Origin of the sequence: Clostridium gelidum, assembly GCF_019977655.1 — a bacterium.
Taxonomy (GTDB): Bacteria; Bacillota; Clostridia; order Clostridiales; family Clostridiaceae; genus Clostridium; species Clostridium gelidum.
Window position 1 is genome coordinate 2599256 of sequence record NZ_AP024849.1, and the last position, 16489, is coordinate 2615744.

14 protein-coding genes, 2 pseudogenes and 1 riboswitch are annotated in these 16489 nt (G+C 28.2%); of the genes and pseudogenes, 14 read left to right on the top strand and 2 right to left on the bottom strand.

Annotated elements, in window-relative coordinates; all coding sequences use genetic code 11:
- Positions 1–245 precede the first annotated feature (245 nt).
- The 3 genes from psyc5s11_RS11445 (at position 246) to psyc5s11_RS11455 (ending at position 4775) form a co-directional block, all read left to right on the top strand.
- Positions 246–1823, top strand: coding sequence for a [FeFe] hydrogenase, group A (locus tag psyc5s11_RS11445; protein ID WP_224037705.1), 1578 nt, complete (start codon positions 246–248; stop codon positions 1821–1823).
- A 311-nt stretch (positions 1824–2134) separates the two neighbouring features.
- Positions 2135–3013 carry a cation diffusion facilitator family transporter gene (locus psyc5s11_RS11450; protein ID WP_224037706.1) on the top strand — a complete coding sequence of 293 codons (879 nt, stop codon included), beginning with the start codon at positions 2135–2137 and terminating at the stop codon, positions 3011–3013.
- Positions 3014–3300: 287 nt separating this feature from the next.
- A riboswitch (M-box (ykoK) riboswitch) is annotated at positions 3301–3458 on the top strand.
- A 333-nt stretch (positions 3459–3791) separates the two neighbouring features.
- Complete coding sequence (locus tag psyc5s11_RS11455; protein ID WP_224037707.1) at positions 3792–4775, top strand: magnesium transporter CorA family protein; 984 nt, start codon at positions 3792–3794, stop codon at positions 4773–4775.
- 92 nt (positions 4776–4867) lie between these two features.
- Here the strand turns inward: psyc5s11_RS11455 and psyc5s11_RS11460 are convergent.
- Positions 4868–5068: pseudogene (locus tag psyc5s11_RS11460) on the bottom strand (GxGYxYP domain-containing protein); the annotation flags it as partial.
- A gap of 250 nt (positions 5069–5318) precedes the next feature.
- Here psyc5s11_RS11460 and psyc5s11_RS11465 point away from each other — a divergent pair.
- The 11 genes and pseudogenes from psyc5s11_RS11465 to psyc5s11_RS11515 all read left to right on the top strand — a co-directional run bounded on the left by psyc5s11_RS11465 (position 5319) and on the right by psyc5s11_RS11515 (position 14979).
- On the top strand, positions 5319–6011 hold the full coding sequence (locus psyc5s11_RS11465) for a L,D-transpeptidase family protein (RefSeq protein WP_224037708.1): 693 nt from the start codon (positions 5319–5321) through the stop codon (positions 6009–6011).
- A 26-nt stretch (positions 6012–6037) separates the two neighbouring features.
- Positions 6038–6139, top strand: a pseudogene (locus tag psyc5s11_RS11470) (cation transporter); the annotation flags it as partial.
- 286 nt (positions 6140–6425) lie between these two features.
- Complete coding sequence (locus psyc5s11_RS11475) at positions 6426–7487, top strand: DUF5050 domain-containing protein (protein WP_224037709.1); 1062 nt, start codon at positions 6426–6428, stop codon at positions 7485–7487.
- 400 nt (positions 7488–7887) lie between these two features.
- The gene (locus psyc5s11_RS11480; protein ID WP_224037710.1) at positions 7888–8850 is read left to right on the top strand and encodes a cation diffusion facilitator family transporter; all 963 of its coding nucleotides are present in this window, start codon (positions 7888–7890) and stop codon (positions 8848–8850) included.
- A 284-nt stretch (positions 8851–9134) separates the two neighbouring features.
- Positions 9135–9827, top strand: coding sequence for a L,D-transpeptidase family protein (locus psyc5s11_RS11485; protein ID WP_224037711.1), 693 nt, complete (start codon positions 9135–9137; stop codon positions 9825–9827).
- Positions 9828–10063: 236 nt separating this feature from the next.
- Entirely contained in the window at positions 10064–10744 is a 681-nt protein-coding gene (locus tag psyc5s11_RS11490; protein ID WP_224037712.1) for a response regulator transcription factor, read from the top strand.
- Positions 10725–12140: a sensor histidine kinase gene (locus tag psyc5s11_RS11495; RefSeq protein WP_224037713.1), complete on the top strand. Its 1416-nt coding sequence runs from the start codon at positions 10725–10727 to the stop codon at positions 12138–12140. Before psyc5s11_RS11490 ends, psyc5s11_RS11495 begins: the two co-directional genes overlap by 20 nt.
- Positions 12141–12340: 200 nt before the next feature.
- Positions 12341–12913, top strand: coding sequence for a class I SAM-dependent methyltransferase (locus tag psyc5s11_RS11500; protein WP_224037714.1), 573 nt, complete (start codon positions 12341–12343; stop codon positions 12911–12913).
- A 270-nt stretch (positions 12914–13183) separates the two neighbouring features.
- Entirely contained in the window at positions 13184–13738 is a 555-nt protein-coding gene (locus psyc5s11_RS11505) for a phosphatase PAP2 family protein (RefSeq protein ID WP_224037715.1), read from the top strand.
- Positions 13739–13744: 6 nt separating this feature from the next.
- Positions 13745–14326, top strand: coding sequence for a phosphatase PAP2 family protein (locus psyc5s11_RS11510; RefSeq protein WP_224037716.1), 582 nt, complete (start codon positions 13745–13747; stop codon positions 14324–14326).
- 101 nt (positions 14327–14427) lie between these two features.
- Complete coding sequence (locus tag psyc5s11_RS11515) at positions 14428–14979, top strand: DUF1003 domain-containing protein (protein WP_224037717.1); 552 nt, start codon at positions 14428–14430, stop codon at positions 14977–14979.
- 87 nt (positions 14980–15066) lie between these two features.
- Here psyc5s11_RS11515 and psyc5s11_RS11520 read toward each other — a convergent pair.
- Positions 15067–16415 (bottom strand): IS3 family transposase gene (locus psyc5s11_RS11520; RefSeq protein ID WP_375541960.1). Its coding sequence is split into 2 segments (ribosomal slippage): positions 15067–16028 and positions 16028–16415, totalling 1350 coding nucleotides; the frame shifts between segments, so codons are not numbered across the junction.
- Between the last annotated feature and the right edge of the window lie 74 nt (positions 16416–16489).

Here is a 16489-nt window from a genome sequence, read left to right on the forward strand (position 1 = left end):
AATGGGGTTAAAAAGATATTCTAGTGCAAGTAGTTAATATTTACGATATATTTCTTAAATCCATCCGCAAATTCAGTAACTAAATATGTTGAGTTATATGGTATAAATCCTAAGCTGCCACCATTATCCTTAGGTCCAGAAAATTTACTGAATTTACTTTAAAGTTGTTCTATTTATTTAGAATAAACTATCCTTTTAAAATCATAGACTTAAATGTATAATCTATTTAAAATATGGAGATGTTTATGGGTAAATCAAAAAGAAATAGAGTTCAAGAAGATAATATTATACAAATAAATAAAAAAAAATGTATTGGATGTACAGCTTGCGCATTTACATGTGCACAAGAAACTAAGATATCTGTAATAAAAGCAGTTGATAATGGGAGACGGACAGTAGATCCAAAACATGGCACCTTTGGAGCTAGTGGATGTATTTATTGTGGACAATGCACACTTGCTTGTCCTACAACAGCAATCAATGTTAGAAATGATGTAGGTTTAGTAAAGGAGGCAATAAACAGTGGGAAATATTTAATATTAACAGCAGCTCCAGCAGTAAAAGCAACACTTGGCGAAGAATTTAATCTTCCAATAGGAACAAATGTAGGTGGAAAGATAGCACCATCGGCTAAAAAAATAGGATTTCAAAATGTATTTGATACTGATTTTGGAGCTGATATGACAGTTATAGAAGAGGGGACTGAACTTATAAAGAGAATTTCAAATAAAGAAAATTTACCTATGTTTACTTCTTGTTGTCCGGCTTGGGTACGTTATGCAGAACTTTTTCACCCAGAAATATTAAAAAATATTTCAACTTCAAAGTCTCCGCAGCAAATGATGGGGGCAAGCATAAAAACATACTTTGCAGATACTTATAATGTTTTGCCTACTAATATAGTTGCAGTATCTGTAAAACCATGTACTGCTAAAAAATATGAAGCACAAAGAGAGGAAATGGGGAGAAATGGGTATAAAGATATTGATATAGTTTTGACTATAAGAGAATATGCACAGCTTTTAAAAGAAAAAGGAATAGATATAACTGCAATACCAGATGAAAGTCCAGATCCATTTATGGGAGAATATACTGGAGCAGCAGTTATTTTTGGAGCAAGTGGTGGCGTTATGCAATCAACTCTTAGAACGGTAACAAATTACTTAAAAGGTAATGTATCAGAAGTTGCCAATATTAAATTTAATGAAATAGATGGATATGAAGATATAAAGGAAGCAACTGTAACTTTGGGCGGACAACAGTATAAAGTTGCAATTGTAAATGCACTAAAAGAAATTGAGAAATTTTTAAGCAGTGGAAAATGGAAAGAGTATTTATTTATTGAAGTTATGGCTTGTAATGGAGGATGTATAAATGGTGGAGGAACTCCAAGAATAGAAAAGAAATCTCAAATCGATGAAAGTTTATGTATAGCATGTGGTACTTGTATAGAAAATTGTCCTGTTCAAGCTATAGAATATAATGTACAAGGACGTGCAGAAGTTCAAAATGGGAAATGTGTTGGATGTCAATTATGTAGCAATATTTGCAGAGCTATGGCAATAAAAATGCAATATTATGATAAAGCTACAGATAAACCTTTAGAAGAAAGTTATATAAAATTAAGAACAGATGTTTTAAAAAATATTGATAAAGAATCAACAATAAGAATTTCAGATGAAAATGAAAATCTTCAAAATATGTATAAGAATTATATGGGAGAACCCGATGGAGAAAAAGCAAATACATTGCTTCATACTAATTATTTAGATAAGGCATCTGAACTTCAGAATAAGTCCAGTACAAAAAGAAAAAAACATTAATTTATAGTTGTTTTGAATTATAACAATAACAAGGCATACCTATTGGTATGTCTTTTTTGATGTAATCAAGCACACGTCATAAAAAATTTACACTAACTAAAAAATATAGACGCAAGTGATTTCCAATGGCAATCACTTTGAATATGAGGTGTTTGCTATTAAGTATGTATGTAGATAGAGAAAATAACGCATACTAAGTAGAGTGCATAGGCTGGGTTTTGATTGGTAACATGAAATATCACTTATGGCAATTATAATGTTTTACTATAATTATCCAGTTTTCTTGAATTTATTAGAGGAGGAATTTATTTATGGTTACTTCTGATATAAAAGTTAAAGTTGCTCTTTTGTCAATTGTATCAAACACAACACTCATAATTTTTAAGATTATAGCAGGTACTTTAAGTGGTTCAGTAAGTATTGTTTCTGAAGCAATACATTCAGGAATGGATTTAGTAGCATCAGTGGTTGCATTTTTTTCTGTTAGACAGTCTTCAAAGCCTGCTGACAAGAAACATCCCTACGGACATGGAAAAATAGAGAATATATCCGGTATGGTTGAAGGACTTTTAATTTTTATAGCTGCTGGAATGATTATTATTGAAGCTTTTAAGAAAATATTTGAGCCTGCTGAAATAGAGCAAGCAACTATAGCAATTGTGGTTATGATTGTTTCAGCACTTATAAATTTTGTTGTGTCAAGAAAGTTATACAAGGTTTCTCAGGAGGAGGATTCAATGGCTCTTGAGGCAGATGCTCTTCACTTGAAAACTGATATATACACATCCCTAGGAGTAGGCATTGGGATTTTTCTTATCAAAGTTACAGGACTGCTTATACTCGATTCAATTGTTGCAATACTTGTAGCACTACTGATAATTAAGGAGGCATGGGGACTTTCTAAAAATGCCTTTGATTACCTTCTTGATGCAAGGTTATCGGATGAAGAAGAATCAGAGATAGAAAAAGTCATAATAGAACATAGTCATCAATTTATAGATTACCACAAGCTAAAAACAAGAAAATCAGGAAATGTGAAGCATATTGATTTTCATATTACCGTTGCCCCTGATCTTACAGCAAAAGAAACACATGATATTATTGGAAATCTGAAAAAGGATATGAATCTAAAATTTAAAAGTACTCGGATAAATATTCATATTGATCCCTATAAAAAAGAAGAAAATTAGAAACACAACAGATGATGTTTGTACTAACCTAAGATTAAGGACAGCTTTGGACTTGTTATTTATTTTCATGTGCCTAAGAAAGCTCCACTCCAAGCTAAGAATCACTTTATATGAGTATGACTTGAATTGGATAAAAAAAATCATTAAGATTACAAGAACTATGCAAAAATATTAATGAAATGGAACAGGATTATATAATATAATTTGATTATTAATTTATTATAAATTGTTGACAATTTATAATTACGTGCATATACTAATATAGTATTGAAAGACTATAACAATTGAATAATAATCGGTAGGTGAGGTTACCATAGGGATACGGGTTGCTGCCGCGGAGTAGTGGAGACACTATGAGAAGGTTAGCAGGATACGTCGAGTTTAAGGCGTATTTTAATGCAATTACATTGCCCTATGAAGCTAAAGCTTGAACGGGATAAATGAATAATTTATTATTTATTTAATTAATAACGTGTATTTTACGTCCTCGTTCAGTTTTAGCTGAGCGAGGATTTTTTTTGTTTTTAGAATATTAATAACAAAGAAATTTAACATTGATTAACTTGTACAGTATCATAAATATAATTATACTTTATAAGTGGGTATAAAAACTTATAAAGTATGTTTATATGTATATTAAAAAAGGTGGTGAATTTGAGTGGATGGCTATCCGGCCCAGAACTATTATAAAAATTTAAAATTAAAAAAGGGAGGATTAGGTTGTACTACTCATAGTAGATGATTTTATATTCTCCCTATAAAATGGAGGAGGATTATTATGTTTGCACTACCATTCCAAAATGATAAAAAGCAACCTATTGTTTTAAGAAAGTTAAATACAGAGGTAAAGATTATTGAATTTAATGGTCTTAAATGGATTGACATTATCAGACCTACAAATAAGGAAATTAAAATGCTTGAGGATATGTACGACTTTCATGAACTTCTTTTAGAAGACTGTATGACTGAACATCAAAGGTCAAAGATAGATTCGTATGAAGATTATAGCTTTATTGTACTTCATCTTCCAAGATATAGAAAAGAACTTTTCAGACTTGATTCTGAAGAATTAGATATATTTATAGGCCATGATTATTTAGTTACACTTCATGAGGGAGAACTTAAACCTTTAGTAGATTTGGCAGAAAAATGCAAAGCTAATGAAGAAGCACGAAAGGAATATATGGAGGAAGGTTCAGCACTACTACTTTATGAGATAACTAAGGCGTTATTTGATTATTGCTTTCCTATGCTTGATAAGATTGGAAATAGTGTTAATGAAATTAATAAACAAGTATTTGCGACTCGATCTAAATCAATGCTTGAAACAATCTCAAGAACTAAGATGCAAATAATAAATTATAGAAGTGTAATTAAACCATTAAGACCTGTTATAATAACTTTAGAAAAAGTAATCACAAAATATCTTCCTAGAGAAAGGGATATATATTTTGATGATATTACTGATAAGATAGAAAAGATATGGGATATGCTTGAAAATTATAAAGAGGTTATAGAATCTGCTGATAGTACTTTTGCATCATTAACTAACCATACAATGAATGGACTTATGCGTACTTTTACTATTATTCAAGTTGCAATACTTCCTATGACTCTTGTTAGTGGACTTTTTTCTATGAATGTACAAGGAATTCCAATGCATGATTTTGAATTTGCATTTTGGATAGTATTTGGAATGATATTTATACCAACAATATGTATTGGCATGATGTTACTTCTTAAGAAAGATAAATGGTTTTAGAAAATAAAAATTGAATATTAAAATAATTAATTAGGATACAGCACTATTTGTTATACCATGGATTTTTTACTTTATATTCGATAGATTCATCAACTGCAATTATTTGTTGATGGATCTTTTTGTGATTTATTTCCATGTGACTTATTATAAAGTATATATCCATCAACATAATTTTTAAATGTATCTAATAATTCACATGGATCTGAGATGTTTTTATATAAAATTCCAGAATTATTCTTTAAATCATCTAACCATATTGGATAATCTGGTTGCATGGAATTAAGTGTGTATAAAAAAAGAATGACTTACTTATGTGTGGAAGTCATTCGGAATAATGCTTTTAGGGTAATTAGCTAATTATTTTTCAAGAGTCATCAATAAAGTATATTTCAGCTAGAATATTTTGAAAAACGTTATTTGCATTATGATAATAATATATGGAGAATAAAATAATTAATTATATACGGTATAAAAAAATATTTTAATATAAAAATAAATAGGTAACATATCAGAAAAAATTTCATATGAAGTGAGGTGCAATGATTGAAAAGAAGAAACCTTCTAAGAAGTATTTTTTTTATAATTACAATTATTTTTATATTTAATATATGTGAAAGTCCAACACAGGCAGAGTCAAAAGTTGAATCCTATAAAAACCTTGCTATATTAGTAGATCTTACCGAAGAAAGACTCTATTTAGTTAATAAGGAGAAAAATATAATTGTAAAAAAATATAGTATAGCAAGTGGTAAAATGGAAACACCGTCTCCAATAGGTACGTGGAAAGTGATTGGTATGTCTAAATGGAGTGGGGGATTTGGCACAAGATGGATTGGTTTAAATGTTCCTTGGGGGACTTTTGGTATACACGGAACAAATAAACCAGGATCAATTGGTTCAGAAGCATCTCATGGTTGTATTAGAATGTTAAATAAAGATGTTGAGGATTTATATGAGTATGTGGAGAACGGAATGACAGTAGCCATATATGGAGGACCGTATGGTTCATTTGAAAAGGGATTAGTAATTCTAAAACCAGGAGATAGAGGAGCAGATGTTCTAGAGGTACAAAGAAAAATGAAAGAAAAAGGATACTATTCAGGAAAATTAGATGGAATATATGGAGATGGTATGAAACAGTATGTAATGAAATTTAAAAAAGACAATAATCTTACAATTAACCATAATATAGATTGCGAGTTTTATAAAAAACTTGAAATAGTAATAGTAGATTAAAATATATAGATATAATTTATTATCCAATAGTAGCATCTGTGGTTGCATTTTTATCTGTTAGACATTCTTCAAAGCCTGCTGACAAGAAACATCTCTATGGGCATGGAAAAATAGAGAATATATCCGGTTATAAAAATATAAAAGCATTTCCAATTGATAATAAATTGGGTAGATTTGATAAAAATTTTTTTTGTTAGATGGCAAACAATATGTCTTAAAAGAGATTAAGCCTAAAGCTATTAATACAAGTGAACTTTCATAATAATTGAAATATTGATACTTTATAGCTTGATTTATACAAAAATTTTATACAACATATATATATTGTATGGGTTTAAAAAATTGTCTGGAAGTGATAAAATTAGTATAGAAAATTAACTGTAAATATTAGATACAAGGAAAGATGGTGGTATATTGAAAAAAGTTTTATTGTTATTATCTTTGGCATTATGTACAAGTTTGTTAGGTTGCGGAGCAAAGCAATCGACAAGTCAAGATAATCAAAATCAAAATGGAACTGCTCCAAAACAGATAACTGTAAATAATAGTGCTAGTTCATCAGGAGTAAGCACTAATTCTAATTTAGATAAAGAGGCATTTAAGAATGGATATACACCTTTTTCATTAAAGGACTCAGCAATGTATACCAGCTTATTTCAAGTAAATGGAAATACTATGGTTTTTCCAAACTGGGATGATAATAATAATCTTTCTGTCATAAAGGAGCCTTACCCTAAAGATGTAGTAAATACTTCTAATGTTAGTGATTTTTTTAATTATCCAGTTAATTCCTTAGTAGTTATAAATAATATAGCTTATTTTTCCGATGCTGATAATAAAAGCAATTTATCATCGATAGATTTATCAAATAGAGCATATAAACCTAATTTAGCTTCAGGAAAAGTTTCTAATATGATAGCAGTAAATAATGTTATATATTTTATTGATCAAAATGATGGGAATAAACTCCACGCTTTTGATACAACTAATAATGTAGAGAAGATTATATCTTCTGATAATGTTGGAAACTATTTAGTAGATGAAGATTCTATTCTTTATGAGAATAAGAGTGATAAGTCGACTTTATATAAAATAAATGTAGATGGTACTCAAAAACAAAAGCTCTCTAATTTTTCAGTAAATAGCTTTGCACCATACTCAGGGCAGATATTAGCAATAAATTCTTCAGATAACAATAATCTCTATTCAATAAACTTAACTGATCTGTCAACAAAAAGATTAGCAATAATGAATGGAGAAGATATGAAGATTTTTAATGGAACAATATATTTTGTAAATGTAAGTAATAATAGGGATCTTTCGAAAATGACAGTAGATTTAACTAAGGCAACTACAACTGTAAATTTTAACGATATTTCCGATTATGAAGTAAATGAATATTATCCAACTACTAAAGGTATATTTGCACGAAAAGGAGTTAATGTTAACAATGGCTATATATTCTTGCCTGCATAAAGGTATTTAGTATTTTTATTTTGAAATATTTAAAGATTGGAAGTATCTAGGTAGAATATTTCATTAATATTGAATTGGAAGGTAGCCTCAAGATTTTAAGAATTACATAAATAATATATACATATTTTATGAGTAAAAAAATAAGTACAAAAATTACCGTAACTTTAAATCGTTAACTCCTATACCTTGAACTATTCCATATGCGGTACTTACAACTACGTTATCTAGATTAGAGGCTAAACTAAACAATAATGCAGATAAAAGTAATGCCATTCCAAAGTCACGTATAAAAAGTTAGCCTTCGTAACATCTTCATATATACAACATATAATGTTCATTAGAAATATTATTTCATCATAGATATGAAATAATATTTGGTTTTATTTGGGAGGTTTATAAAGTGAATGAAAGAGCTCCTCAATCTAGTAATTATGGATTTAAGAAGAGTGAGAAAAAGGTATTTTATACAGTTATCTTGGTATCTATTATTTTTGTAGGTAAATTTACAGGTGCTTTTATGACACATAGTCTTGCCCTTTTTAGCGACAGTTGGCATCTGTTAACTGATATTGCATCATTACTCATAAGCTTTTGGGGCTTAAAGATAGCAACAAAGCCTGCTAATTGTAAATATACTTTTGGTTATTATAGATTTAGCATACTTACAGCCTTAGTAAATAATCTTTCATTAATTATTATATCTATATATATTTTCTATAAAGCAATACTGAGGTATTTTAATCCTGTAGATGTACAACCAGTTGGAATGATTATTTTTTCTATCCTTGGGTTAATTGTAAATACAATAATAGTATTAAATCTTAGAGATAATTCCAGTAATATGAATGTAAAAAGCGTATTTCTACACTTTCTTGGAGATGCATTATCAGATATAGGAGTATTAATAGGAGGTGTGATAATTTATTTTACACATTTATCTGGAGTTGATACGTTGCTTAGTTCAATATTAGCTTGCCTTATTTTAAGAAATGCATTTAAAATGGCTGTTGAATGTATTAAGATTCTTTTGGAAGCAGCTCCAGAAGAGGTTTGTATTGATGATTTGAAGAAATCCATTAAAGATTTAGGAGGTGTAGTTGAAGTTACAGACGTTCATATATGGAGTTTATCAAAAGAAATTTTATCAATGACAGCACACATTTCACTGAAAGAATACAACATAGGAAATTGTGAAGTAAAACTACATGATATACAGCATTTATTAAAAGATAAGTTTAATATAGATCATTCTACAATACAATTTGAACAGTGTACTTGTGGAAGCTGTTTTCACAGCAAACCTGATCACAAGTATTGTTGTAATATGTGTATTGATAAATGTGAAAAATCAAAAAATTATTAATAGATGATATTGTATTATTAAATAAAAAGTGGAATTTTAAAGATTATTTTTAAATATGAATTGCTATTAAAAACTCTTGTTTTTAAAATCAACAAGAGTTTTTTTATTTTTCAAGAGTCAATAAAGTGTATTTCAGCTAGAATATTTTGAAAAACGTTATTTGAATTATGACAATAATATATGGCAAATAAAATAATTGATTATAAGGTATAAAAAAATATTTTAATATAAAAATAAATAGGTAACATATCAGAAAAGATTCCATATTAAGTGAGGTGCAATGAGTGAAAAGAAAAAACCTTCTAAGAAGTATTTTTTTTATAATTACAATTATTTTTATATTTAATATATGTGAATGTCCAACAAAGGCAGAATCAAAAGTTGAATCCAATAAAAATCTTGCTATATTAGTAGATCTTACCGAAGAAAGACTCTATTTAATTAATAAGGAGAAAAATATAATTGTAAAAAAATATAGTATAGCAAGTGGTAAAATAGAAACACCGTCTCCAATAGGTACGTGGAAAGTGATTGGTATGTCTAAATGGAGTGGAGGATTTGGCACAAGATGGATTGGTTTAAAAGTTCCTTGGGGAACTTTTGGCATACACGGAACAAATAAACCAGGATCAATTGGTTCAGAAGCATCTCATGGTTGTATTAGAATGTTAAATAAAGATGTTGAGGATTTATATGAATATGTGGAGAATGGAATGATAGTAGCCATATATGCAGGACCGTATGGTCCATTTGAAAAGGGATTAGTAACTCTAAAACCAGGAGATAGAGGAGCAGATGTTTTAGAGTTACAAAGAAAAATGAAAGAAAAAGGATACTATTCAGGAAAATTAGATGGAATATATGGAGAGGGTATGAAACAGTATGTAATGAAATTTAAAAAAGATAATGATCTTATAATTAACCATAATATCGATTATGAATTTTATGAAAAACTTGGAATAGTAATAGTAGATTAAAATATATAGATATAATTTATTATACAATAGTAGTATATTCACCTATGACAATTATAATTATCCAGTTTTTTTGAATTTAGAGGAGGGATTTATTTATGGTTACTTCTGATAGAAAAGTTAAAGATAATATATCTGGTATGGTGGCAAGCGTAGTTATGGCGAAGATTAAGAAAATAGTATATATTAATATTAAATAGTGAGCTATAAGCTCACTATTTTCTTATGGAGGTGAGAATGTGGGAAATTATAAAATACTTATAGTAGAAGATGAAAAGCAAATGTCAATGTTTATTGAAATGGAGCTTACCCATGAAGGATACGAAGTTGAAACAGCATATGATGGAAGAGAAGGATTGGAAAAAGTAGAGAATAATGAGTATGATTTAATTCTTCTTGATATTATGATACCAAGTTTAAATGGAATTGAAGTTTGCAGAAGAATTAGGCAATTTTCGAATGTACCTATTATAATGCTAACTGCTAAAAGTGACGTTCCTGATAAAGTCTTAGGACTTGATGTTGGAGCAAATGATTATTTGACCAAACCCTTTGCAATAGAAGAATTGTTGGCAAGAATACGGGTATATACAAGAGAAAAAGTATTAAAAAATAAGCGTGATGAAATAAAAGTAAAGGATATTATTATGAATAACATAACACATGAGGTATTTCGATCTGGCAGGGAAATTCAACTTACCAAAAAAGAATATGATCTTCTTGAAATGCTATTAATTAATAAGAATATTGTACTTTCAAGAGAGAAATTAATTGAAGAGGTATGGGGTTATGATTATGTAGGAGATACAAATTCGGTAGATGTATTTATAAGATATTTACGAAGTAAAATTGATGATGGCTTTGAAAATAAGCTTATAATTACCATAAGAGGTGTAGGCTATGTTATTAAAGATAATTAATAAGGTTTTAAAGATTATTAAAAGTGCAAAAATTTCTATAAAGCTAACAATATTATATGCGTTTATGTTCTCAGCAGTATTACTTCTGTTAAATGCTTCAATTTTATATGGTGTAAAGTATTACTTATATAATCAAGCAAATAAGCAAATTGAAGATATACAAACTGTAATATTAAATAACATTACATCACAAAACGAGCAGTTAGATTTATCAAATAAGGAAATCTTTTTAGATGTTCCATCTAATCAAAATATATACATAAGAATAATACAAGAAGATGGAAAAATATTAAATTCATCAGAAAATTTTAATTATGAAATTAAAGAGTTTAAGGATAGAATAAATACCTTAGAAGAAAAAGCAAAACATTTAGAGGAAAAAGATAAAGATTTATTATATAAAAATGTTAAATTTGAAAGCAAAGAATATGGCATTGTATATATTCAAATAGTAAAAAATATGGAGAATGAATATTATTTTATAGAAATATTATTTGCATTTATGGCTATAGCTGATTTTATAGGTATGATTGCATCTCTAATACTCGGGTATATAGTAAGCACGCGAATGTTAAAGCCTATTGATTATATAACTAAGACCGCTGAAAATATAAGCATTAATAACCTAAAAGAAAGAATAGAAGGAAACAGTTCTGATGATGAACTTAATAGACTTGTAAATACATTTAACAATATGATAGATAGACTTCAAGGATCATTTGATAGACAGGTTCAGTTCGTATCGGATGCATCTCATGAACTTAGAACTCCTATTGCAGTTATTCAAGGATATGCAAATCTATTAGATAGATGGGGAAAAGAAGATAAAGAAGCTTTGCAAAAATCTATTTATGCAATTAAACTAGAGGCTACTAATATGGCTGATTTAGTTGAAAAGTTATTGTTTCTTGCAAGGGGTGATAGTGGTACTCAATTTATAGATAAGAAAGAATTTTATCTAAATGAACTTATTAATGAGGTAGTATCAGAAAGCAAGCTAATAGCACCAAATCAAATAATATCAAGTAACAAAAATGATACTGTAAGTATAATTGCAGATTATAAAATGTTAAAACAAATGCTAAGGATATTTATTGATAACAGCATTAAATTTACAGCAGAACAAAATAAAATAGATATAAGTTCAGAAGTTCAAGATACAGTTGTAAAAATAACTATTAGTGATACTGGCATTGGGATACCTAAAGATGAAATTAAAAATATATTTCACAGATTTTACATTGTTGATAAAGCTAGGTCTAAAGAAAAAGGTGGCACAGGACTTGGTTTATCTATTGCTAAATGGATTGTTGATATGCATGAGGGAACTATAGATGTAGAAAGTGAAGAAGGGAAGGGCACAAAAATAACTGTTGTTTTAAAGTTAAAAGTATAATGAACGTTAGGCATATCATATGCCTTGTTTTATCTAAGTGAGAGTATGAATTATATATTCTCACTTAAATTTTTTGTGATTTGGTAATATATATGAAATTTAAAGGCAAATCTAAGAACTTTTTAATGCAATTTTAATGTTTGAGATGTATAATGTAAAAAAATAGGGAGATTTTACTAGGATTAATTGGAGGGGAAGAAATGAGAGAAAAGAAAGAAATATCATTTATTTTACAGTATATAAAGAAACCAAGAACTGTAGGGGCTATATTACCAAGTTCAAGGTATCTTGCAAATAAAATGATGGAAAATATTGATTTTAAACAGGCTAAATGCATTATAGAGTATGGACCTGGAACTGGAGTATTTACAGAAAAGTTATTACAAAATAGAGATAAAAGTACAATAATTATGCTTTTCGAATATAATCAAAAGTTTTGCAGTTTACTAAAAGACAAGTTTAAACATGAAGAAAATTTATTTATTATAAATGATTCTTCTGAAAATGTTGATAAGTACCTAATAAAACATCAAATTGAAAGTGTAGACTATGTAGTATCCGGACTCCCTTTTGCAAGTTTGCCACAGCAAGTTTCTGATGAGATATTGAAAAAAACAAAAAGTATACTTAAAAAGGATGGGAAATTTATAACATTTCAATATACTTTATTGAAGGTAGGGTTTATAAAAAAATATTTTAGGTACATTGACCTTAAAAGAGAATTTAGGAACATGCCTCCAGCGTATGTACTAAATTGTATAAACTGTAATTAATATATATTTATATAATTATGAAGTGAAAAAATACTTTCACTTTATTTTTTTATGCTAAAATAAATTTTTAATATAAATCTAAGTGTTTTTTAATCTGATTTTAATCTCTTAATGTGACTATATATAATAGTATCAAGACAAATTATATTAAAAATTATTAAATTTAATATAACATAATTTTCTTAGTTGCAAATTGTCGTTTTAAGAATATCACTTATTTTAGAAGTGGTCACATTTGTTAAGAAAATAGAGAGGAAGGTAATTAAGAATATGATATCTCTATTACAAAATATTGATAATTCCATTCTTTTATTTATAAAAAATAATATGCATGGGAATATAATGGATAAAGCCATGGTTATAATCACTTCCTTAGGCAATGGGGGAGCTATATGGATTATAATAGCTGCACTTTTAATGATTAATAAAAAATATAGAAAGATAGGATTTATGGCTTTATGTGCTTTAATCTTAAGTACAATTTTAGGAGAAGGAATATTAAAACATGTGGTTCAGCGTATAAGACCGTCAGCAGATATACCCGTAATTAACATGTTAATTACAAAACCATTATCTTATTCTTTTCCATCAGGGCATACTGCCTCTTCTTTTGCAGTTGCAGGAGTAATGGCAAAATATTTTAAAAAATATGCAGCTGGATTTTTAGGATTAGCATCTTTAATAGCTTTTTCAAGATTGTATTTATATGTGCATTATCCTACAGATGTATTAGCTGGGATCATTTTAGGGTTAATATGTAGTGGAATAATAATTTATATATTTGGTAAAAACTGTTTTTTGAAAAATATATTGCTGAAGGGGTAGTTAAAAATGAATATGGAACTTTTTGGATTTATAAATAACTTAGCAAATAAAAATGGAGTTTTGGACGGAATAATGATTTTCTTTTCTAACTATGTGCCTTATGTATTTATGGCAGTTATTGTAATAGTGTTTATTTTAGGAATTAAACAAAAAAGATTTGAATATAGAAAAATTGCTTTTAGTACTGTTGTTATAACAATTATAAATTTAATAATAAATTTATTAATTAGAAGTATATTTCATGTAGACAGGCCTTTTATTCATAATAAGGTAAATTTATTAGTGCCTCATGATACAGCTTCATCATTTCCAAGTAACCATGCTACAGGAACAATGAGTATAGCTTTAGGACTCGGAAAATACAATAGAATACTTGAAATTATAATGACAATACTGTCAATAATTGTAGGCTTTTCAAGGGTGTATGTTGGAAATCATTATCCTGCAGATGTTATTGGGGCATATGTAATTGTTTTTGTAACAAGTTATATTTACAATTTAAAATTAAGAAGTAAAGTTGAAAAATTATATGAAATAGTTGAAAATAAAATGGCAACAAGATTAGGGTTAAAATCATTATATAACTAAATTTAATATTATATAATTTTAGTTTTTAAAAGAAGGTATAATGGTTATACTTGTTATATGTGAGAATAACAAAATAAAACAATGATTAGGAGAGATTATTTATGGAAGACAATGGTACAAAATACAATAGTAAAGAAGAGTTAGTGCGAGAAATATTAGAAAAGGATAAGGACTTAAAAGATAGTAATATTGATGAAGAATTAATCCATGAACTTATTAGTGGCAAGGTTTCAAAGAATATAAACAATACACATGATGAACACTCAACACTTGGACAAAGAACTGCTGACAAAATAGCTATATTTGGTGGGAGTTGGACATTTATAATAAGTTTTGGTGTTGTATTAGTAACTTGGATTATAATAAATGCTGTTATTCTAAGGAGTAAAGCATTTGATCCATATCCATTTGTATTTTTAAATCTAATATTATCTTGCCTTGCAGCTATACAAGCTCCAATAATCATGATGTCACAAAACCGTCAAACAGAAAAAGATAGATTAACTGCTGCAAATGATTATCTTATTAATTTGAAATCTGAAATAATAGTAGAAGATTTGCATAAAAAAATTGATGTTTTAATGGAACAACAAGAAGAAAATAAAAGAACTCAAGAATTATTATTAAAAACAATTAAAGAATTAAAGAATTAAAGAATAAAAATAAAAATTAAATTATAAGAAATAACTAATCAGAATACCGTATTATTCAATAAAATGTACCCTTTGTAAAGGACATTGTTAAAAATACTGTGTAGAATCAATGAGATGATTTCTGTATTCAACAGGAGTCATCCTTTTTAAATTCCATTGATATCTATAGTTGTTATAATAAATCATGTACTGGTCTATCTCATTTTTTAGGTCTTCTAATGTTTGGCATTGTTTTATGTTTACTTCATCTTTGAAATGCCCAAAGAATGATTCCTGCGGGGCGTTGTCCCAACAGTTTCCTCGTCTAGACATAGATTGACCAAACCCACATTCTTTTACTAACTTCTGAAATTTAGGACTTGTGTAGTGTGATCCTTGATCTGAATGAATGAAAGCTTCAGGATGAAATTTTACACTTTTTGATTTCTTAAGATTGGTGATAGTATCGATAACTATATCTAATGTGAGACTATCAGATACATTATAAGCCATTATTTCATTAGTTGATGCATCTTTAATGGTCGACAAATAAGCCTTTTTGCTTTTATTTTTATAGAACAAATAGGTAATATCCGTAAGCAATACTTTGCCAGGGGTATTCTGTTTGAAATTCCTATTAAGCACATTAGGTAAGACTTTATGTTCTTTAGTTGCTTTTACCATTCGTCTATATGGATTTGCTTTTCTATAAGGACAAACTATGTCATATTTTTTCATAAGTCTGCGAATACGTTTTAGATTATATACAACTCCATATTGAGATTTCAATACCATCTTTATTTGTCTTGCACCTTTTTTATGTTTTTTGAAGTTGAATGCCTTTAAAATTATATCTTTAACTTCCAAATCATTATCGTTGCGCTTGCTGCGCAAGCATTCGGATTTTGCTGAAAAATAATTATAATATCCAGAACGTGATACACCAGCTAATGTGCATAAATAGCTTGTCATATTCTTTAATTTATATTTTTTAATTACTGATTTAATAAGAATGAAATTTTCTTTTGTTAATGAACCTATTTTCGTTTTATCACTCTCCTTTCTATCAAATCGAGTTTTTTTAATAATTCATTCTCAGCTTTCAGTAGAGTAGTTTGTACTTTAAGACGTTCATATTTTTCGTCTATAGAAAGTTCCTTATCACGAGGTCGCCCAGCTTTGCCTTTTCTTGTATCATCTAAACCATGTATACCGTTTTCCTTATAGGCAGCACGCCATTTTTTACTTATCGATTCAATTCGTCCAATCTCTAAGATACTTATCACGAAATCAGATTCTTCAAATATCTTTCGTGGAAACTTTCCTTTTTCGTATTCTGATATAAAAATTCGTCTGAATTCATCTGTATATGTAATTGATCTTTCACTAACATTTTTTACATATTTATTTCTAGATATCAATTCTATTTCTTCTTTTGTAAATAACTTATTACTCATAAAATCTACTCCTATCTCTTTGTTTTATTATACATAAAAACCCTATAAGATAGATATTTTATTTACTGTCTATC